The 19,329-nt window shown below is 62.9% G+C and carries 20 protein-coding genes; 17 read left to right on the forward strand and 3 right to left on the reverse strand.

The annotated features are described in order from the left end of the window. The first annotated feature begins 361 nt into the window (after nucleotides 1-361). The 5 genes from HX805_RS21475 (at nucleotide 362) to HX805_RS21495 (ending at nucleotide 3,873) form a co-directional block, all read left to right on the forward strand. A complete protein-coding gene (locus HX805_RS21475) occupies nucleotides 362-1,510 on the forward strand; it encodes an amine dehydrogenase large subunit (RefSeq protein WP_003208872.1) in 1,149 nt (382 codons plus the stop codon). Nucleotides 1,511-1,522: 12 nt separating this feature from the next. Continuing rightward, on the forward strand, nucleotides 1,523-2,062 hold the full coding sequence (locus tag HX805_RS21480; RefSeq protein WP_003208874.1) for a MauE/DoxX family redox-associated membrane protein: 540 nt from the start codon (nucleotides 1,523-1,525) through the stop codon (nucleotides 2,060-2,062). Between the two features lie 3 nt (nucleotides 2,063-2,065). Next, complete coding sequence (gene mauD, locus HX805_RS21485) at nucleotides 2,066-2,686, forward strand: methylamine dehydrogenase accessory protein MauD (RefSeq protein WP_177080849.1); 621 nt, start codon at nucleotides 2,066-2,068, stop codon at nucleotides 2,684-2,686. Between the two features lie 19 nt (nucleotides 2,687-2,705). Continuing rightward, nucleotides 2,706-3,227, forward strand: coding sequence for a methylamine dehydrogenase light chain (locus HX805_RS21490; RefSeq protein WP_003208877.1), 522 nt, complete (start codon nucleotides 2,706-2,708; stop codon nucleotides 3,225-3,227). Nucleotides 3,228-3,351: 124 nt separating this feature from the next. Beyond that, a complete protein-coding gene (locus HX805_RS21495) occupies nucleotides 3,352-3,873 on the forward strand; it encodes a cytochrome C (protein ID WP_087694284.1) in 522 nt (173 codons plus the stop codon). Nucleotides 3,874-4,003: 130 nt separating this feature from the next. On the opposite strand, the gene feaR is transcribed toward HX805_RS21495, so the two are convergent. The 3 genes from feaR to paaY all read right to left on the reverse strand — a co-directional run bounded on the left by feaR (nucleotide 4,004) and on the right by paaY (nucleotide 6,570). Next, nucleotides 4,004-4,918 (reverse strand): transcriptional regulator FeaR, encoded by a 915-nt coding sequence (feaR, locus tag HX805_RS21500; protein ID WP_177080850.1) that lies wholly within the window; start codon nucleotides 4,916-4,918, stop codon nucleotides 4,004-4,006. Nucleotides 4,919-4,994: 76 nt separating this feature from the next. Then, nucleotides 4,995-5,918, reverse strand: a complete 924-nt coding sequence (paaX, locus tag HX805_RS21505; protein ID WP_063029029.1) for a phenylacetic acid degradation operon negative regulatory protein PaaX — start codon at nucleotides 5,916-5,918, stop codon at nucleotides 4,995-4,997. Between the two features lie 61 nt (nucleotides 5,919-5,979). Next, nucleotides 5,980-6,570, reverse strand: a complete 591-nt coding sequence (paaY, locus tag HX805_RS21510; RefSeq protein ID WP_003208885.1) for a phenylacetic acid degradation protein PaaY — start codon at nucleotides 6,568-6,570, stop codon at nucleotides 5,980-5,982. Nucleotides 6,571-6,931: 361 nt separating this feature from the next. On the opposite strand from paaY, the gene paaG reads away from it, so the two are divergent. The 12 genes from paaG (at nucleotide 6,932) to paaZ (ending at nucleotide 19,127) form a co-directional block, all read left to right on the forward strand. Continuing rightward, the gene (gene paaG / locus HX805_RS21515) at nucleotides 6,932-7,723 is read left to right on the forward strand and encodes a 2-(1,2-epoxy-1,2-dihydrophenyl)acetyl-CoA isomerase PaaG (protein WP_003208887.1); all 792 of its coding nucleotides are present in this window, start codon (nucleotides 6,932-6,934) and stop codon (nucleotides 7,721-7,723) included. A gap of 14 nt (nucleotides 7,724-7,737) precedes the next feature. After that, nucleotides 7,738-8,187, forward strand: a complete 450-nt coding sequence (gene paaI / locus HX805_RS21520; protein ID WP_008431049.1) for a hydroxyphenylacetyl-CoA thioesterase PaaI — start codon at nucleotides 7,738-7,740, stop codon at nucleotides 8,185-8,187. Then, nucleotides 8,180-9,391, forward strand: a complete 1,212-nt coding sequence (pcaF, locus tag HX805_RS21525) for a 3-oxoadipyl-CoA thiolase (RefSeq protein ID WP_177117299.1) — start codon at nucleotides 8,180-8,182, stop codon at nucleotides 9,389-9,391. Before paaI ends, pcaF begins: the two co-directional genes overlap by 8 nt. A 101-nt stretch (nucleotides 9,392-9,492) precedes the next feature. Then, complete coding sequence (gene paaK / locus HX805_RS21530) at nucleotides 9,493-10,818, forward strand: phenylacetate--CoA ligase PaaK (protein WP_177080853.1); 1,326 nt, start codon at nucleotides 9,493-9,495, stop codon at nucleotides 10,816-10,818. 413 nt (nucleotides 10,819-11,231) lie between these two features. Next, nucleotides 11,232-12,221 carry a 1,2-phenylacetyl-CoA epoxidase subunit PaaA gene (gene paaA / locus HX805_RS21535; RefSeq protein ID WP_003208897.1) on the forward strand — a complete coding sequence of 330 codons (990 nt, stop codon included), beginning with the start codon at nucleotides 11,232-11,234 and terminating at the stop codon, nucleotides 12,219-12,221. A gap of 27 nt (nucleotides 12,222-12,248) precedes the next feature. Next, a complete protein-coding gene (paaB, locus tag HX805_RS21540; protein WP_003208899.1) occupies nucleotides 12,249-12,530 on the forward strand; it encodes a 1,2-phenylacetyl-CoA epoxidase subunit PaaB in 282 nt (93 codons plus the stop codon). An 8-nt stretch (nucleotides 12,531-12,538) separates the two neighbouring features. Then, nucleotides 12,539-13,300 carry a 1,2-phenylacetyl-CoA epoxidase subunit PaaC gene (gene paaC / locus HX805_RS21545; RefSeq protein WP_003208901.1) on the forward strand — a complete coding sequence of 254 codons (762 nt, stop codon included), beginning with the start codon at nucleotides 12,539-12,541 and terminating at the stop codon, nucleotides 13,298-13,300. Next, entirely contained in the window at nucleotides 13,287-13,820 is a 534-nt protein-coding gene (paaD, locus tag HX805_RS21550; RefSeq protein ID WP_102368708.1) for a 1,2-phenylacetyl-CoA epoxidase subunit PaaD, read from the forward strand. Before paaC ends, paaD begins: the two co-directional genes overlap by 14 nt. Nucleotides 13,821-13,853: 33 nt before the next feature. Next, nucleotides 13,854-14,930, forward strand: coding sequence for a 1,2-phenylacetyl-CoA epoxidase subunit PaaE (gene paaE / locus HX805_RS21555; RefSeq protein ID WP_177117300.1), 1,077 nt, complete (start codon nucleotides 13,854-13,856; stop codon nucleotides 14,928-14,930). Nucleotides 14,931-15,091: 161 nt separating this feature from the next. Then, nucleotides 15,092-15,400 (forward strand): DUF485 domain-containing protein, encoded by a 309-nt coding sequence (locus HX805_RS21560; protein WP_003208907.1) that lies wholly within the window; start codon nucleotides 15,092-15,094, stop codon nucleotides 15,398-15,400. After that, nucleotides 15,397-17,043, forward strand: a complete 1,647-nt coding sequence (locus HX805_RS21565; protein ID WP_003208909.1) for a cation acetate symporter — start codon at nucleotides 15,397-15,399, stop codon at nucleotides 17,041-17,043. Before HX805_RS21560 ends, HX805_RS21565 begins: the two co-directional genes overlap by 4 nt. A 29-nt stretch (nucleotides 17,044-17,072) precedes the next feature. After that, nucleotides 17,073-19,127 (forward strand): phenylacetic acid degradation bifunctional protein PaaZ, encoded by a 2,055-nt coding sequence (gene paaZ / locus HX805_RS21570; protein ID WP_177117301.1) that lies wholly within the window; start codon nucleotides 17,073-17,075, stop codon nucleotides 19,125-19,127. Nucleotides 19,128-19,329: the final 202 nt, after the last annotated feature.

Below are 19,329 nucleotides of genomic sequence, written 5' to 3' on the forward strand. Positions count from 1 at the left end.
GGGTAACCCGGCAGGACGCCGGGTTAGCCGCGCTGGGCCAAGGATGGCCCATCGCGGCGGCCCACGGTCCAAAGCCGGAGTGAGGGCACACCGAGCCTGGGCGAGGTGCCGAGTGGTGGGGCAAGAGCCTTTTGGTTACTTTTGGGCTCCTTTCAAAAGTGACCCGCTGTAAGAGCGGAACCAATACCAGCCATAACAAAAATAACGGATATACACCCTACCCCAAACCATTGGCACAGACACACAACCACTTGGCAGACACAACAATTCTTGCAATCGCCCCACAAGGCAGAATCCACTTGCAAGAATCTGCCAAAGCACCCGCGATTAGCAAAACACAATAATTCAGGGAGTGCCCCTAATGCGAAGCAACAGGATCAACGTACAGTCAGCGCTGGGTCTGGGCCTGCTTGTACTCGGCTTGAACAGCGCCCAGGCGGATTTACCGCCAGACACCATCGGCCAGACCACCCTGGCCTTTCCACCGGAAGCCCACCGCGCATTCGTGGTAGACGTCGAATTCGAAAGCTTCGTGGTCGGCCGCGTCACCGTGGTAGATCCCGACAAGAAGCGCGTCCTCGGCATGGTCCCCACCGGCTTCGCCGCGCCCTCGGCCCTGAGCCACGACCAGAAGACCCTGTACAGCGCCGACATTTACTATTCCCGCGGCACCCGGGGCGATCGCACCGATGTGCTCACCGCCTGGGACAGCTCCAGCCTGTCGCCCGCCTGGGAAGTGCTGATCCCGAACAAACGCGCCGAATCCCTGACCCAGCGCTATGGGCTGAAGACCAGCGGCGATGACCGCTTCGTCTACGTCTACAACTTCACACCCTCCACCTCCGTGACCGTGGTCGACACCCAGTCCCGCTCCGTCACCGCCGAAATCGCGATCCCGGGCTGCGTACTCAATTACCCGGTCGGCACTCGCCGCTTCGCCTCCCTGTGCGGCGACGGCAGCCTGCAAGTGGTGACGCTGAACGAGCAGGGCCAGGAAACCTCGCGCAACCGCACGCACTTCTTCGACCCCAACGCCGAGAAGCTCAACGAACGCGCGGTGAACGTGGGCGACACCTACTACTTCACCACCACCACCGGCACCATCCGCCCGGTAGATTTCTCCGGCGATGAGCCGAAAATCCTGCCGTCCTGGTCACTCACCACCGACGCGGAAAAGAAAACCGGCTGGGCCCCGGGTGGCTGGCAGTTGATGGCCGTGGCACCGAAACTCAACCGCATGTACGTGCTGATGCACGACAACCACGAGCCGATGAAGTGGGAAGACCCGAGCACCATCATCTGGGCCTACGACCTCAAGACCATGAAGAAGATAGCCACCCTGGAAGCCCCGACCCCGGTCTGGAGCATGCAGGCCACCGGCGACGATAAGCCCCTGTTGCTGGGCGCCGACGTCGAAGGCGGCTTGCAGATCTTCGACCTCAAGACCAACAAACTCACCGGTAGCATGGCCAAGGTAGCGAAGACCGCAACCCAGATCATGAGCTACTAAAGAGGTTCGGCCATGCATATCGACCCGATCTTCATCATTGCCAGCGCCCTCGCCATCGCGGTGTTGCTGGCCAGTGCCGCGACCCACAAGTTGCGCGCACCGGCACGCTTCGCCCGGCAACTGGCCGATTACCAGTTGCTGCCAGAGGCAGTGACTCGCCCCGCCGCCCGGGTAATCCCGGTGCTGGAACTGGTGATTGCCTTTGCCCTGCTGGTGCCGGCCAGCCGTTCCTGGGCCGCCCTCGGCGCCGCCGGCCTGATTGCACTGTACGCCGCCGCCATTGGCATCAACCTGTGGCGCGGCCGCCGGGACATCGACTGCGGCTGCGCAGGCCCCGACCAGGCGCAGCCGTTGCGGCCGATCCTGCTGTTGCGCAACGGCGCACTGGTGGCCGTGGCCCTGCTGGCCAGCGTGCTGCCGATTGCCCGTGACCTGGGTTTTTTCGACGGCTTCGTCACCGTCGCCGCCAGCGCCGTCGCGCTGCTGATTTACGCCGCAGCCGATGGCCTGCTGGCGAACTCCCCTCTTCTGCTCAAACTGATTGGTAGGTGATCAATGGAAGGCCTTATTGTTTCCAACGTACTGCTGTGGGTACTGCTGCTGGCGCTGGCGTTTGCCGTGATGGGCCTGGTGCGCCAGATTGGTGTGCTGCACGGGCGCATCGCCCCGGCCGGCGCACTGATGGTCGACAAGGGCGTGGCGGTGAATGAGCCGGCCCCGCAAGTCACCGCTTCCGACCGTAAAGGCCGCCCGGTGAACTTCGGCTATGCCGGTGAGAAGAACCAGTTGCTGTTCTTCCTCTCGCCCACCTGCCCGATCTGCAAATCCCTGTTGCCGGCGATCAAGTCCATCGCCAGGGAAAAGGCTGACCGACTCGATGTGGTGTTTATCAGCGACGGCGACATGGAAGCCCAGCACGCGCTGATCACCGAACACAAGCTGGACGACGTCACCTACGTGGTCGGCCCGGAAGTCGGCATGACCTACCAGATCGGCAAGCTGCCGTATGCCGCGCTGATCGACAAGAGCGGCACCTTGCGCGCCAAGGGCCTGGTCAATTCCCGCGAGCACCTGGACAGCCTGTTCGAAGTCGAACACCTGAAAAGCGCGACGCTGCAGGAATACCTCAACAGCCAGCCGCAGCCCCACGACCACAGCCACGGCCATAGCCACTGATTAAGGCAGGGAGACTCTCATGAAATTGCTGGATCTGTTATTCGAGCGCTCGACCCGTCGCCTGGCCGACACCACGTCGCGACGCAAACTGTTGGCCCGTATGGGTTCGCTGATGGTCGCAGGCGCCGCGTTGCCCCTGCTGCTGCCCCTGGACCGCACCAGCAAGGCGCTGGCTGCCGATAACCCGAAAGCCGGTGACCCGGGCGACCCGAACAGTTGCGACTACTGGCGCTACTGCTCCATCGACGGTTTCCTGTGCAGTTGCTGTGGCGGCTCGGTGACCTCCTGCCCACCGGGCACCGAGGCGTCCCAGGTGACCTGGATCGGCACCTGCCGCAACCCGGCGGATGGCAAGGACTACATCATTTCCTATAACGACTGCTGCGGTAAGCAAAGCTGCGCCCAGTGCGCGTGCACGCGTAACGACAGCGAGGAACCGGCATACCGGCCGTTCAACAACAACGATGTGAACTGGTGCCTGGCGGCCAAATCCCACATCTACCACTGCACGGTCTCGATCATTCGCGGCGTCGCGGTTTAACTCACCCTTGTGGCGAGGGAGCTTGCTCCCGTTGGAGTGCGAAGCGCTCCCAGAGATCTTGGGGCCGCAGCACAGCCCAACGGGAGCAAGCGCCCTCGCCACAGGTCAGTGCAAGAGGCTTGTCATGCGTACGTTGTTTTTGCTGAGCTTGATGTGTGTCTTCGCCACCCCGCTCGCCCAGGCTCGGGCCATTCCCAATCCAAACCAGAAGCACGCACCGGGCAATGAGTCGCCGCAAACGCCGATCGCCCAGGCCGGGTACAGCGTGGCGACCAACTATCAGCTGCAGTGTGCCGGCTGCCATCTGGGCAGCGGCATGGGCTCGGCGGCGAACGACACACCGAGGATGACCGGGTTTGTCGGCAACTTTCTGAAGGTGCCAGGCGGGCGGGAGTTTTTGGTACGGGTGCCGGGGATGTCGCAGTCGGCGCTGAACGATGGGCAACTGGCGGATTTGCTGAACTGGCTGATGCGCCCGGACGGGATGGCGGGCAAGAGTACGCCGGTGGATTACAAGCCCTATAGCGCCGAGGAAGTCACTGAATTGCGGCACAAAGCGATGCTCAATCTGCCGGGCACAAGGGCGGGTTTGATCAAGGAAATGCGGGCGCAAGGGATTGCGATTGAAGATGGAATGCCCAACTGAACGAAACGCGATCCAAATGTGGGAGCGGGCTTGCTCGCGAATGCGGTGTGTCAGTCACCCAATGCATCAACTGAACCACCGCATTCGCGAGCAAGCCCGCTCCCACATTTTTGATCGGCGTATCCCCTGATCAGGCGTGTTGTTTGCGGTACTCACCCGGCGCAATGCCGAACCGTGACTTGAACGCCGTCGAAAAATAACTCGAATCCGAAAACCCCCACGAGTACCCCAGCACCGAAAGCTTTTCCTCCACCCTGGATTGGCGCAGGGATTCAGCACACAAATCCAGCCGTCGGTTCTTGATGTACCGTGCCACCACCAGGCCCTTGCGGGCAAAGATCCGGTACAGCCCGCGCACCGACATCCCCACCTCCCGCGCCAGCCACTCGGGGCACAGCTCTTCGGAGCGAATGTGCTGGTCAATGCACTCCAGCGTCTTGCGGAACACTCGCTCATGGGCGTCGCTGCCCTCGCCCGCCTGGCTGATCGCCGGGCGCAGCAGGTTGATGATCGCCTCCAGCGTCGCCTCGCTTTCCTGCAAGGTCAGGTTGTCTTGCCGGGTAGCCTCCAGAATCAGCTGCCGGGACAGCATCGCCATCGGCGACGTCGCCTCGATCCGGTGCCCGCATTTGACCGGGTTGAAACGCAAGGTCTGCTCCACCAGGTACGACGGCAGGATCAACGACAACTGCCGCGAATTCTCGCTGTAGGTGAAGTCGCTGGGGTGTGCCGCATCGATCAGGGTAATGTCGCCGGCGCGCAACAGCGCCTTGCTGTCACCCTGGGCCATGCCGGCCGTGCCGTCGAGCTGGAACACGGCAAAGTACTTGCCGCCCTCGCCCGCCGCGATTTGGCTGGAGGTACGAAACAGCCGCGCCTGGCAGGCGTCGACAAAGCTGAGTTTCAGCGCGCCGCTCTGGTACTCGCGGATCTGCCCGGAAAAACCATCCCCCAGGATCTGCCCATCGAATGCGCCACAGATCTGATTGATCTGATGGATCCATTGGTCGAACCCATCACAGCGCTGTGCAATTGAAGACATCATGTTCAGGCCTCACGCAGGCTTATTTTTATTCTCTACGCCACATCACTCCACCCGTTCTCCTGAACAGCGTCGCTCCTTATTTCAGGCCTCCGAACCGCCGGTAAAAGCTTTCGCCAACGTCCGGCAACGGGCCGTCGGCAGTTTCCAGCGCGCTGTTCAGCCATTCCTCGGCCTTGGCGTAGATCAACCGGTAAATATTGCGGCACAACTGGCGGGCGGCTCGGCCTTCCCAATCGCCGGGGAGCAATTCATCGGGCAATTGCGGGTCGCGCAGCAGCAGTTTGCGGTACTCATGGATAAGCAGGACCCGTGCCAGGAAACAATCCGAAGGCTGTAGCTGTTCCTGCTCGCGAAGCGCTTGCCAGAGCGGTCGGAACAGTTGGATGAACTCGCTGTAATGGGCCGCCAGCTCCTCGATGTTCCAGCTCTCGCGCACCTGCACCCGCAGGGCCTTGGAGGCCAGTACATCCTGGGCGGTGGTTTCGAAGACGATGGTGTCTTCCTGGGCGCCGAGGTCGAGCAAGGTGGCGTTGACGTCGGCGCGGTCGCTGCGTGGGCAGGCCAGCACGGTCGGGGCAATCGCACCAAAACCTTGCCACTCCAGCTCTTCACGCACTTGTTTGCGCTTGTCCTGGGTCAACTGCGTGAGCATCACCAGGCACCACGAGCCATCCCATGCCGGCACGCTGGAGCTGTAGACCCGCTTGAAGGCCTTGTCGAAACGCCGACGCCCGGCACCGGTCAGGCTGTAGTAGCTGCGGCGCCCGACTTTTTCGGCGGTCAGCCAGCCTTCCTTGGTCAGGCGAAAGATCGAGGTGCGGATCAGCCGTTCATTGATGCCGATGGGTTCGAGCAACTGGATCAGGCTGCCCAGCCACACCGTCCCGCCGTGGGGTTCGATGGCGTCCCCGTACAAGGTGATGATCAAGGAACTGGCGCGAATCGGCGTCTGCTCCTGGAAGCGGGTAATCAGTTGGTTCAGGGGTGTCAGTGACGACATGGGCGTACCGAGGCAAAAAGAGAAAATATACCGTTTTTAGCGGCGTCGGGATGCAGGCGATTCATCTGCCCTTGGGCCGCAGGCCGCTGTCGCTGATGCGTGGGCGATCAGCTTCCGGTGCGCTCAGGGGTGCGCATTCCTGCATCTGCTCCAGGCAACGCTGAGCCAGGCGCTGGTATTCACGGGTGCCGGTTTGTTTCCAGTGCACCTCTTCATCACTGAGGCTGCGCTTGACGCTGGCCGGCGCGCCCATCACCAACGACTGCTCAGGGCACTCGAAACCGGCTTTGACGAACGCCGCCGCCGAGACGAATGAGCGAGCGCCGATACGGGCGTTGTCCATCACCACCGCATTCATGCCCACCAGCGCATCGGTGCCGATCCGGCAACCGTGCAGCACGGCGCCGTGGCCGATATGGCCGTTGCGCTCGACCACCGTATCGCTGTCCGGGAAGCCGTGCATCACACAGGTGTCCTGCAGGTTGGCGCCTTCTTCGAGGACGATGCGCCCGAAGTCGCCGCGCAAACTCGCCAGCGGCCCTACATAGCAATGGGGGCCGATGATCACGTCGCCGATCAGTACCGCCGAGGGATGGACGTAGGCCGTGGGGTCGACCACCGGGGTCAGGCCGTCGAGGCTGTAGCAAGTCATGGGGATTCCTTTTATGGCGTATTCGCAAAGCGATGCCGATCTTGGCTTATTTTGTATCACATCATTTTTACAAGCACAAAGCTGAAAAAGCGTATCGCTTGAATCAGGTGTCGCCGTGGCTTGATACGGTGCCGCTGATAATCGACGTAAAGCCAATAAAATAGGGGATTTATCAGGTATTTACCGACCAGCACAGCGAGCAGTTCATTTTCATCAAACTCAAAACAAGACACACTAAATCAATTTTATCGTTGCATTTATGTATCACGTTAAAGCTATACTCCGGCAAAACCGGCTGACCACGCCGATCCAATAATGAGCCGGCTGACCGCCGAGCGTGCACCGTGAGGGCCTCACGACCATGAACTTCGAACACATCCTGTTTTCCATCGAGGCCGGCGTCGCCCTGCTCAGCCTCAATCGCCCCGACCAGCTCAACAGCTTCAACACGCAGATGCACGGCGAAGTCCAGCAAGCGTTGAAGCAAGTCCAGGAAAACCCCGACGTGCGCGTGCTGCTGCTGACCGGTGAAGGCCGCGGCTTTTGCGCCGGGCAAGACCTCAGCGATCGCAACGTGGCACCCGGCAGCGCGGTGCCGGACCTGGGCGAATCCATCGAGAAGTTCTACAACCCGCTGATCCGCCAACTGCGCGACCTGCCTTTGCCGGTGATCTGCGCGGTCAACGGCGTGGCGGCCGGTGCCGGCGCGAACATCCCGCTGGCCTGCGACCTGGTGCTGGCAGCACGCTCGGCGAACTTCATCCAAGCCTTCTGCAAGATCGGCCTGATCCCCGATTCCGGCGGCACCTGGACCCTGCCGCGCCTGGTGGGCATGGCCCGCGCCAAGGCGCTTGCCCTGCTGGGCAACCGCCTGAGCGCCGAGCAGGCCGAGCAATGGGGCCTGATCTACCGCTGCGTGGACGACGCCGAATTGCGCAACGAAGCCCTGACCCTCGCCCGCCACCTGGCCACGCAACCGACCTACGGCCTGGCGCTGATCAAGCGCAGCCTGAACGCCAGCCTGAGCAACAGCTTTGACCAACAGCTGGAGCTGGAGCGCGACCTGCAACGCCTGGCCGGGCGCAGCGAGGATTACCGCGAAGGCGTCGCCGCCTTCATGGAAAAACGCAGCCCAAGCTTCAAGGGCCGCTGAAAGGAGCGCACCACATGACCAACCATGAAGCCATGAACCTGGCCAACCAGTGCGCCCAGGCCATGTTCAGCCGCGATGCCGCCAGCCAGGGCATGGGCATGCGCCTGCTCTCGGTGGCGCCGGGTTGCGCACGACTGGGCATGAGCGTGCGCGCCGACATGATCCAGGGCCACGGCACCTGCCACGGCGGCTACCTGTTTGCGCTGGCGGACTCGGCATTCGCCCTGGCCTGCAACAGCTACAACGACGCCACCGTGGCACTGGGCTGCAGCATCGACTACATCGCCCCGGCCCACCTGGGCGACACCTTGAGTGCCGATTGCCGCGAGCAAAGCCGCTCGGGTCGCACCGGCAACTACGACGTCCGTATCGAAAACCAACTGGGCCAGCTGATTGCGCTGTTCCATGGCAAATCCTACAAAGTGCGCGGCACGGTGCTGGCGCAGGAGAATCCGAATGAATGACGCCTTGATCATCGACGCAGTCCGCACCCCGATCGGCCGCTACGCCGGCGCCTTGAGCAGCGTGCGCGCCGACGACCTCGGAGCGGTGCCGCTGCGCGAACTGCTGCGCCGCCACCCGCAAGTGGACTGGAGCAGCGTCGACGATGTGATCTACGGCTGCGCCAACCAGGCCGGCGAAGACAACCGCAACGTGGCGCGCATGTCGGCGCTGCTGGCCGGGCTGCCGGTGGGCGTGCCGGGCACCACCCTCAACCGTTTGTGCGGCTCGGGGCTGGACGCCATCGGCAGCGCGGCCCGGGCGATTCGCTGTGGCGAGGCCGGCTTGATGCTAGTGGGCGGCGTGGAATCGATGTCCCGGGCACCGCTGGTAATGGGCAAGGCCGAACAGGCGTTTTCCCGCGATGCGCAGCTATACGACACCACCATTGGCTGGCGCTTCGTCAACCCGCTGATGAAAAAGGCCTACGGGATCGACTCGATGCCGGAGACCGCTGAAAACGTCGCCGAGCAGTTCAATATCTCCCGCGCCGACCAGGACGCGTTTGCCCTGCGCAGCCAGCAACGTGCAGCCGCCGCCCAGGCCAGCGGGCGCCTGGCCAGGGAAATCGTCGCGGTGGAAATCCCCCAGCGCAAAGGCCCGGCCAAGGTGGTGGAACACGACGAACACCCCCGCGGCGACACCACCCTTGAACAACTGCAGAAACTCGGCACGCCATTCCGCGAGGGTGGCAGCATCACTGCCGGCAATGCATCCGGGGTCAACGACGGCGCCTGCGCCCTGCTGCTGGCCAGCGCGGAAGTTGCCAAGCGTCACGGCCTGGTCGCCCGCGGCCGGGTGGTGGCGATGGCCACCGCCGGCGTGGAACCGCGCATCATGGGCATCGGCCCGGTGCCGGCGACCCGCAAGGTGCTGGAACTGGCCAACCTGAGCCTGGCGGACATGGACGTGATCGAGCTCAACGAAGCCTTCGCCGCCCAGGGCCTGGCGGTGCTGCGCGAGCTGGGCCTGGGGGACAACGACCCACGGGTGAACCCCAACGGCGGCGCCATCGCCCTCGGCCATCCACTGGGGATGAGCGGCGCACGGCTGGTAACTACCGCCCTGCATGAATTGGAGGAACGTGGCGGCCGCTACGCCCTGTGCACCATGTGCATCGGCGTGGGCCAAGGCATCGCGCTGATCATCGAGCGCCTGTCCGACTAAAGATTCGCGATTCCCGGGGAGCCTAGCGGTATCCTTGGGGCATGCACTCAAAGCCCACGGTGTGCGGTGGGCTGATACACAAAAATAATTCGAGTGAACTCATGAACATGCCTATTCCAAACGCCGTGCTTAACCCTGTGCTGGACCCGCTGGAAACCGCCAGCGTCGACGAACTGCGCGCCCATCAACTGGAGCGCCTGCGCTGGAGCCTGCGCCACGCCTACCAGAATGTGCCGCTGTACCGTCAGCGCTTCGACGCGCTGGGGGTGCACCCGGATGACATCAAGTCCCTGGACGACCTGGCCAAGTTCCCGTTCACCACCAAGGGCGACCTGCGGGACAGTTACCCCTACGGCATGTTTGCCGTGCCGATGAACGAGGTGGTGCGCCTGCATGCGTCCAGCGGCACCACCGGCAAGCCGACGGTGGTGGGTTACACCCAGAACGACATCGACACCTGGGCCAACGTGGTGGCCCGCTCGATCCGCGCGGCCGGTGGGCGACGTGGCGACAAGGTGCATATTTCCTATGGCTACGGGCTGTTCACCGGCGGCCTTGGTGCCCACTACGGCGCGGAACGCCTGGGTTGTACGGTGATTCCGATGTCCGGCGGGCAGACGGAAAAACAGGTGCAACTGATCAAGGATTTCCAGCCGGACATCATCATGGTCACGCCCTCGTACATGCTGAACATTGCCGATGAAATCGAGCGCCAGGGCATTGATCCACAGAAGCTGGCGTTGCGACTGGGGATCTTTGGGGCCGAGCCGTGGACTGCCGAGCTGCGCAGTGCAATCGAGGCGCGACTGGGGATTACGGCGCTGGATATTTACGGGCTGTCGGAAATCATGGGGCCTGGGGTGGCCATGGAGTGTGCGGAAACCAAGGATGGCCCGACCATTTGGGAGGATCACTTCTACCCGGAGATCATCGACCCGGTGACGGGTGAGGTGCTGCCGGACGGGCAGATGGGTGAACTGGTGTTTACCTCCTTGAGCAAGGAGGCGCTGCCGATGATTCGCTACCGCACCCGGGATTTGACGCGGTTGCTGCCGGGGACAGCGCGGCCGATGCGGCGGATCGACAAGATCACCGGGCGCAGTGATGACATGTTGATCATTCGCGGGGTTAATGTGTTTCCCACGCAGATCGAGGAGCAGGTGCTTAAAATAAAACAGCTTTCAGAGTGTTATGAGATACATCTGTATCGTAATGGCAACCTGGACAGTGTGGATGTGCATGTGGAGCTCAAGGCTGAGCATCAGCACCTCAATGCTGAACAACAGAAAGCCGTTTCCAGCGAACTGAGCAGGCACATCAAGACGTATATCGGGATCAGCTCGCGCATCGTTTTGCAGCCGCTGCATTCGATCAAGCGGTCTGAGGGGAAGGCATGCCATGTGATGGATCGTCGCCCTAAAGCATGACTGCTGCACCTTTTTGGCCCCGCATTTGCGGGGCTTTTTTTTGCTCGTTTTTTGGGGTGGGGGGTAGAGCACCAGCAAAATCAAAGGCGCACACGGTTCAAATGTGGGAGCGGGCTTGCTCGCGAAGGTCGTTAACGATGACGCGGGCATCCTGATTCAACGCGGCGCACTCAGGTTCTTCGCGAGCAAGCCCGCTCCCACATAAAGCGGCCCTGTTTTTTGCCTACTGGCCCTGCTTACCACGATGACCGGGAACCCTATGCCGCCGTTACCGTAGCGACAGATATCTGCTCCCTTCCCGCAAAGCGATACAAAATCAAATAACGACACCATATTTTGTGTTTGATATTAATTTCCGTATCGCTTATAAAGTCCTCCATGCCTACGACAAAACACAAGGCGGGAGACCCCCCATGTACGCACAGCTTGTAGAAACCGGAGTAAAGCGCATCAAGGACCTCTCCGAGATGTCCGACCAGGAACGCGCTTTCCAGGAAAAAATCGACGCCGAAATCAAGATCGAAGCCAAGAACTGGATGCCCGACGCCTACCGTCAAACCCTGATCCGCCAGATCTCCCAACACGCCCACTCGGAAATCGTCGGCATGCTGCCCGAGGGCAACTGGGTCACCCGCGCCCCCACCCTCAAACGCAAGCTGCAACTGATGGCCAAGATCCAGGACGAAGCCGGCCACGGCCTGTACCTCTACAGCGCCATGGAAACCCTGGGCGCCGACCGCGACGAAGAAATCGCCAAGCTCCACAGCGGCAAGGCCAAGTACTCCAGCATCTTCAACTACCCCACCCTGAACTGGGCCGACATGGGCGCAGTAGGCTGGCTGGTAGACGGCGCCGCCATCGTCAATCAGGTGGTACTGCAGCGCACCTCCTACGGCCCCTACTCCCGGGCCATGGTGCGCATCTGCAAGGAAGAAAGCTTTCACCAGCGCCAGGGCTACGAACTGCTGCTGACCATGATGCGCCAGGGCACCCAGGCGCAAAAAGACATGGTCCAGGACGCGATCAACCGCCTCTGGTGGCCATCGCTGATGATGTTCGGCCCCAGCGACGAACACTCCCCCAACAGCGCCCAATCCATGGCCTGGAAAATCAAGCGCCAGAGCAACGACGAACTGCGCCAGCGCTTCATCGACCAGACCATCCCGCAGCTGGAGCTGCTGGGCTGCACCTGCCCCGACCCGGACCTGAAGTGGAACGCCGAACGCGGCCATTACGATTTCGGCGAGATCCAGTGGAGCGAGTTCTACGAAGTGCTCAAGGGCAACGGCCCGTGCAACCAGGAACGCGTCGCCACCCGCCGCAAGGCGATTGAAGACGGTGCCTGGGTACGCGAAGCCGCCGTCGCCCACGCCCGTAAAAAACAGAACAAGAACGCCGCCTGATCGGCCACCTGATGTGGAGTCACCGTTATGTCTGAATGGACCCTGTTTGAAGTCTTCGTGCGCAGCAAGCACGGCCTGAATCACAAGCACGTGGGCAGCGTGCACGCCGCCGACACCACCATGGCCATCGAAAATGCCCGGGAGCTGTACACCCGCCGCAGTGAAGGCGTGAGCCTGTGGGTAGTGCCTTCCGCGCTGATCACCGCCTCGTCGCCGGACGAGAAAGACCCGCTGTTCGACCCGGCCGATGACAAGGTCTACCGCCACGCCAGCTTCTACGAGTTGCCGGCCGAAGTCGGGCATATGTGAGGTCGACCATGAACCCTGAAACCGATCTGATCGAATACCTGCTGCGCCTCGGCGACAGCGCCCTGATCCAGGGCCAGCGCCTGTGCCAGTGGTGCGGCCATGCGCCGGCGCTGGAAGAAGAACTGGCGCTGATGAACGTCGGCCTCGACCTGGTGGGCCAGGCGCGCAACTGGCTGGAATACGCCGCCGAGCTGCTGGACGACGGGCGCGACGCCGATCACCTGGCCTTCCGCCGGGATGAGCGGGCCTATCGCAACCTGCTGCTGGTGGAACAACCCAATGGCGACTACGCGGTGACCATCCTCAAGCAATTCCTGTATGACGCCTGGCACTTGCCGGTGTTGAGCGGCCTGGCCCAATCCAGCGACGAACGCATCGCCGGCATCGCGGCCAAGGCGGTGAAGGAAGTCACCTATCACCTGCGCCGCTCCGGCGAGTGGGTGGAGCGCCTGGGAGACGGCACCGAGGAAAGCCATAAACGCATGCTCGCGGCGATCCCCGAGCTGTGGCGGTTCACCGTGGAACTGACCGGCGCCGACGACAGTGAACAGCGCCTGCACGCCGCCGGCATTACGCCGGACGCCGCTCAGGTTGCCGCAGCGTGGCAAACCCAGGTCAGCGAAATCTTTACCAGCGCCACCCTGCCCCTGCCGCCTGCTGCGAGCTATTTCTACCTGGATGCACGCCGCGGTTTGCACAGCGAGCACCTGGGAATTTTGTTGGCGGAAATGCAGTTTTTGCCCCGAGCGTACCCCGATGCAACCTGGTGAGCTGATCGCCAGCGACCAGGGCGCACGCCCGGCGCAACCCACCGACCTGGCTGCCGCGTGGGCCACCCTGGCGCAGGTCATGGACCCGGAAGTGCCGGTGGTGAGCGTGGTCGACCTGGGCATAGTGCGCGACCTGGACTGGCAGGCCGGCCACTTGCATGTGGTGGTCACGCCGACCTACTCCGGCTGCCCCGCCACCGAAGTGATCGAGGGCGACATCCGCGATGCATTGGAGCTGGCAGGTTTCCGCGCGCCGCAACTGGAACGCAAGCTGACCCCGGCCTGGACCACCGACTGGATCACCAGCAGCGGCCGCGAACGCCTGCGGGCCTACGGCATCGCACCGCCCCAAGGCAGTAGCAGCAAACGCAGCCTGCTGGGAGAAAGCCCGGTGATTGCCTGCCCGCAATGCGGCAGCACCCACACCGAAGTGCTCAGCGAATTCGGCTCCACCGCCTGCAAGGCGCTGTACCGCTGCCGCGATTGCCTGGAACCGTTCGACTATTTCAAGTGCATCTGAGGGGCCAGCGGCCCGCTTGGTTGGAGAACAACAATGAGCAAATTTCACAGCCTGACCATCAAGGATGTGCGCAACGAGACCCGTGACGCGGTGTCCATCGCCTTCGAGATTCCGCAGCACCTGCAAGACAGCTTCCACTTCACCCAGGGCCAGCACCTGGTGATGCGCACCCAGCTGGATGGCGAGGAAGTGCGCCGTTCCTATTCGATCTGCACCGGGGTCAATGACGGTGAACTGCGCATCGCCATCAAGCGCGTGGCCGGTGGACGGTTCTCCGCCTTTGCCAATGAGCAGCTCAAGGCCGGGCACAGCCTGGAAGTGATGCCGCCCGCCGGGCATTTTCATGTGGACCTTGATCCGGCTCGCCACGGCCATTACCTGGCAGTGGCGGCCGGCAGCGGTATCACGCCGATCCTGTCGATCATCAAGACCACCCTGCAAACCGAGCCCCACAGCCGCGTGACGCTGCTGTACGGCAACCGTTCCAGCTCCGGTGCACTGTTTCGCGAACAGCTGGAAGGCCTGAAGAACCGCTACCTGCAGCGCCTGAACCTGATCTTCGTGTTCAGCCGCGAGCAGCAGGATGTTGACCTTTACAACGGCCGCATCAATGCCGAGAAGTGCGAGCAACTGTTCTCCCGCTGGCTCGACGTGAAAGCCCTCGACGCGGCCTTTATCTGCGGCCCGCAGGAGATGACCGAGACCGTGCGCGACAGCCTCAAGGCCAAGGGCATGGCGCCGGAGCGCATCCATTTCGAACTGTTCGCCGCCGCCGGCAGCCAGCACAAGCGCGAGGCCCGCGAAGCGGCGCGGCAAGTGGATGCGGCGGTCAGCCAGATCACGGTGATCAGCGATGGCCGTGCCCTCGCCTTCGACCTGCCCCGCAACACTCAGAGCATCCTCGACGCGGGCAATGCCCAGGGCGCCGAGCTGCCGTATTCGTGCAAGGCCGGCGTGTGCTCCACCTGCAAATGCAAAGTCATCGAAGGGGAAGTGGAGATGGACAGCAACCACGCCCTCGAAGACTACGAAGTGGCCGCCGGCTATGTGCTGTCGTGCCAGGCATTCCCGGTCAGCAACAAGGTGGTACTGGATTTCGATCAGCTTTAAGGACACACCGCTCCCCTGTCGGAGCGAGCTTGCTCGCGAAGATCGTTAACGATGACGCGGGTAGCCTGAATCAACGCGGCGCCCTCAGGTTTTTCGCGAGCAAGCTCGCTCCTACAGGACGCTGGTTTAACCACAACAACAATAAAAAGGAGCACACCACCATGACCCCCGACGATATCGAGCGCATCCGTCGACATCCCGATTTCATCCAGTTGGTACGCCGCAAACAGAACCTGTACTGGTCGCTGTCGCTGATCATGCTGGTGATCTATTTCGGGTTTGTGCTGTTGGTGGCGTTCTCCCCGGCTACCCTCGGGCAGTCGTTGAGCGGCGGCGTGACCACCGTGGGCATGCTGGTGGGTGTGGTGATTGTGCTGCTGGCGTTCGCGCTGACCGGCTTTTATGTGTACCGCGCCAACCATGTGATCGACCCGCTGAACGACAAACTCAAGCAGGAGTGCACAGCATGAGCCGGCTGGTAGCGTGGTTTCTCCTGCCGCTGGCATTGGCCACGGACCTTGCAGTCGCCGCCGACGGCGCATCCCGGCCACTGAACTGGAACGCCATCGGCATGTTCCTGGTGTTCGTGCTGTTCACCCTCGGCGTGACTCGCTGGGCCGCCCTGCGCACCCGTTCCGCCAGCGACTTCTACACCGCCGGCGGCGGCATGAGCGGCTTCCAGAATGGCCTGGCGATTGCCGGCGACATGATCTCGGCGGCGTCATTCCTCGGCATCTCGGCGATGATGTTCCTCAACGGTTATGACGGCCTGCTCTACGCCCTGGGCGTGTTGGCCGGCTGGCCGATCATCCTGTTCCTGATCGCCGAGCGCTTGCGCAACCTGGGCAAGTACACGTTTGCCGATGTGGTGTCCTACCGCCTGGAGCAGACCCCGGTGCGCCTGACCTCGGCCTTCGGCACCCTGACCGTGGCGCTGATGTACCTGGTGGCGCAGATGGTGGGCGCCGGCAAGCTGATCGAGCTGCTGTTCGGCATCGACTACCTGTACGCGGTGATGCTGGTGGGCGTGCTGATGGTGTTCTACGTGACCTTCGGCGGCATGCTCGCCACCACCTGGGTGCAGATCATCAAGGCGGTGATGTTGCTGTTCGGTACCACCTTCATGGCATTCATGGTGCTCAAGCACTTTGGTTTCAGCACCGAGGCGATGTTCGCCGGGGCCACCGCCGTGCACGCCAAGGGCAGCGCGATCATGGCGCCGGGCGGCTTGCTGTCGAACCCGATCGATGCGATTTCCCTGGGGCTGGGCATGATGTTCGGCACCGCCGGGTTGCCGCATATCCTGATGCGCTTCTTTACCGTCAGCGACGCCAAGGAAGCGCGCAAGAGCGTGTTCTACGCCACCGGTTTCATTGGCTACTTCTACCTGCTGCTGATCATCGTCGGCTTCGGCGCCATCGTCATGGTGGGTACTGACCCAAGCTTCCGGGATGCCAACGGCGCGATCATCGGCGGCGGCAACATGATCGCCGTGCACCTGGCACAGGCCGTGGGCGGCAACCTGTTCCTCGGGTTCATTTCGGCGGTGGCCTTCGCGACCATCCTGGCCGTGGTCGCCGGGCTGGCGTTGTCCGGCGCGTCGGCGGTGTCCCACGACCTGTATGCCTGCGTGATCCGCAAGGGCCAGGCCAGCGAGCAGCAGGAAATCCGCGTGTCGCGCATCGCCACCCTGTGCATCGGCGTGCTGGCGATCATCCTTGGCCTGCTGTTTGAGTCGCAGAACATCGCGTTCCTGTCCGGGCTGGTACTGGCAATCGCCGCCTCGGTGAATTTCCCGGTGCTGTTCCTCTCGATGTACTGGAAGGGCCTGACCACCCGTGGCGCGGTGACCGGCAGCCTGGCGGGACTGGTCTCGGCCATCGTGCTGCTGGTGCTGAGCCCGGCGGTGTGGGTCAACGTACTGCATTACGACAAGGCGCTGTTCCCCTATTCCAACCCTGCCCTGTTTTCCATGAGCCTGGCGTTTTTCAGCGCCTGGGTCTTTTCCGTCACCGACCGCTCGCCCCGCGCTGCCGTTGAACGCGGGCGTTACCTGGCGCAGTTCATTCGCTCCATGACCGGCATTGGTGCCGCAGGCGCCAGCAAACACTAACTCTCATTTTCCAACCCGGAGGAATCGTGATGTCTCACGCCCCTACCCTGCAAAGTTTTATCGCTGGTCGCTGGATCGGCCAACACGGCGCCCAGGTGCTGCGCAGCGCCATTGACGGCCACGAGCTGGCACGCACTCACGAGGAGCGCCCGGACTTCGCCGAAGCCATCGAACACGGGCGCCGCCAGGGAGTCAGCGGGCTGATGGCCCTGGATTTCCAGCAGCGGGCCCAGCGCCTCAAGGCCATCGCGCTGTACCTGAGCGAGCGCAAGGAACAGCTCTACGCCCTCTCCCACCACAGCGGCGCGACCCGTGCCGACAGCTGGATCGATATCGAAGGCGGCAACAGCACGCTGTTCACCTACGCCAGCCTGGGCTCGCGGGAATTGCCGTCGGGCAATATCGTCCACGAAGGCCCGGCGATGCAGCTGAGCAAGCTCGGCAGCTTTGCCGGCACCCATATCCTGGTGCCTCGTGGCGGCCTGGTGGTGCACATCAACGCGTTCAACTTCCCGATCTGGGGCATGCTGGAAAAATTCGCCCCGAGTTTCCTGGCGGGCATGCCATGCATCGTCAAGCCGGCCAGCGCCACCAGCTACCTGACCGAAGCCGTGGTGCGCCTGATGGACGAATCCGGCCTGCTGCCACCCGGCAGCCTGCAACTGGTGATCGGCAGCACCGGCGACCTGCTCGACCGCCTGCAAGGCCAGGACGTGGTGACCTTCACCGGCTCCGCCGACACCGCCGCCAAGCTGCGGGTCAACCCGAACCTGATCCGCAACTCGGTGCCGTTCAACGCCGAGGCCGACTCGCTGAACTGCGCGATCCTCGCCCCGGACGTAAGCCCGGACGACGAAGAGTTCGAGCTGTTCATCAAGGAAGTCGCCCGGGAAATGACCACCAAGGCCGGGCAGAAATGCACCGCCATTCGCCGCGCCATCGTGCCGGCCAAACATATCGACGCCGTCGCCACCCGCCTGCGGGACCGCCTGAAAAAAGTTGTGGTGGGCGACCCGTCGGTGGAAGGCGTGCGCATGGGCGCACTGGCCTCCCACGACCAGCAGAAAGACGTGGCCGAACGCCTGGAAAGCCTGTTGCAGAGCAGCGACATGCTGTTCGGCGCCCGCGACGGCTTTGAACCCCGCGGTGAAAACGTCAGCCAGGGCGCGTTCTTCGCCCCGACCCTGCTGCAAGCCCGCGACCCGCATGCGGAAGGCGGCGCCCACGACATCGAGGCCTTCGGCCCGGTCAGCACGCTGATGGCCTACGACGACCTCGAGGAAGCCCTGGCCCTGGCCGCACGCGGCAAAGGCAGCCTCGTCGCGAGCCTGATCACCAAAGACCCGCAGATCGCTGCCAAAGCCATCCCGGTGGCTGCCGCGTGGCACGGCCGCCTGCTGGTGCTCGACCGCGAATCCGCCGCCGAATCCACTGGCCACGGCTCGCCCCTGCCGCAACTCAAGCACGGCGGCCCGGGCCGCGCCGGTGGCGGCGAAGAACTCGGCGGCTTGCGCGCCGTGAAACACTACCTGCAACGCGCAGCAGTACAGGGCTCACCGACCATGCTGGCGGCGGTCACCGGCGAGTACGTACGCGGCGCCAAGGTCATCGAGACCGAAGTGCACCCGTTCCGCCGCTTCTTCCAGGACCTGCAGATTGGCGAATCGCTGCTGACCCACCGCCGCACCGTCACCGAGGCCGACCTGGTGAACTTCGGCTGCCTGTCGGGCGATCACTTCTACATGCACTTCGATGACATCGCCGCCAAGGAATCGCAATTCGGCAAACGCATTGCCCATGGTTACTTTGTGCTGTCGGCGGCGGCCGGGCTGTTTGTGTCCCCGGCACCGGGGCCGGTGCTGGCGAACTACGGGCTGGACACCCTGCGGTTTATCAACCCGGTGGGCATTGGCGACACCATCCAGGCGCGGCTGACCTGCAAGCGCAAGATCGACCAGGGCAAGAAGAGCCCCCAGGGCATTCCGCAAGGCGTGGTGGCGTGGGATGTGGAGGTGACCAACCAGTTGGGTGAGCTGGTGGCCAGTTATGACATATTGACGTTGGTGGTCAAACGCGAGGAGTGAGTGCTGAGACCAATGTGGGAGCTGTCGAGCCCCGGCGAGGCTGCGATGGGATCACCGCGCCGTACCTGCCAGACCGCGGCGCCTGCATCGCAGCCTCGCTGGGGCTCGACAGCTCCCACAGTTGATCTCAGTTGATCCCAGTTGATCCCAGTTGATCAGGAGCGTGTGTTCGTATCCCGTGACGCCCTGCGTCACCACTGAA

This window comes from Pseudomonas sp. G5001 (assembly GCF_013385475.1).
Classification (GTDB): Bacteria; Pseudomonadota; Gammaproteobacteria; order Pseudomonadales; family Pseudomonadaceae; genus Aquipseudomonas.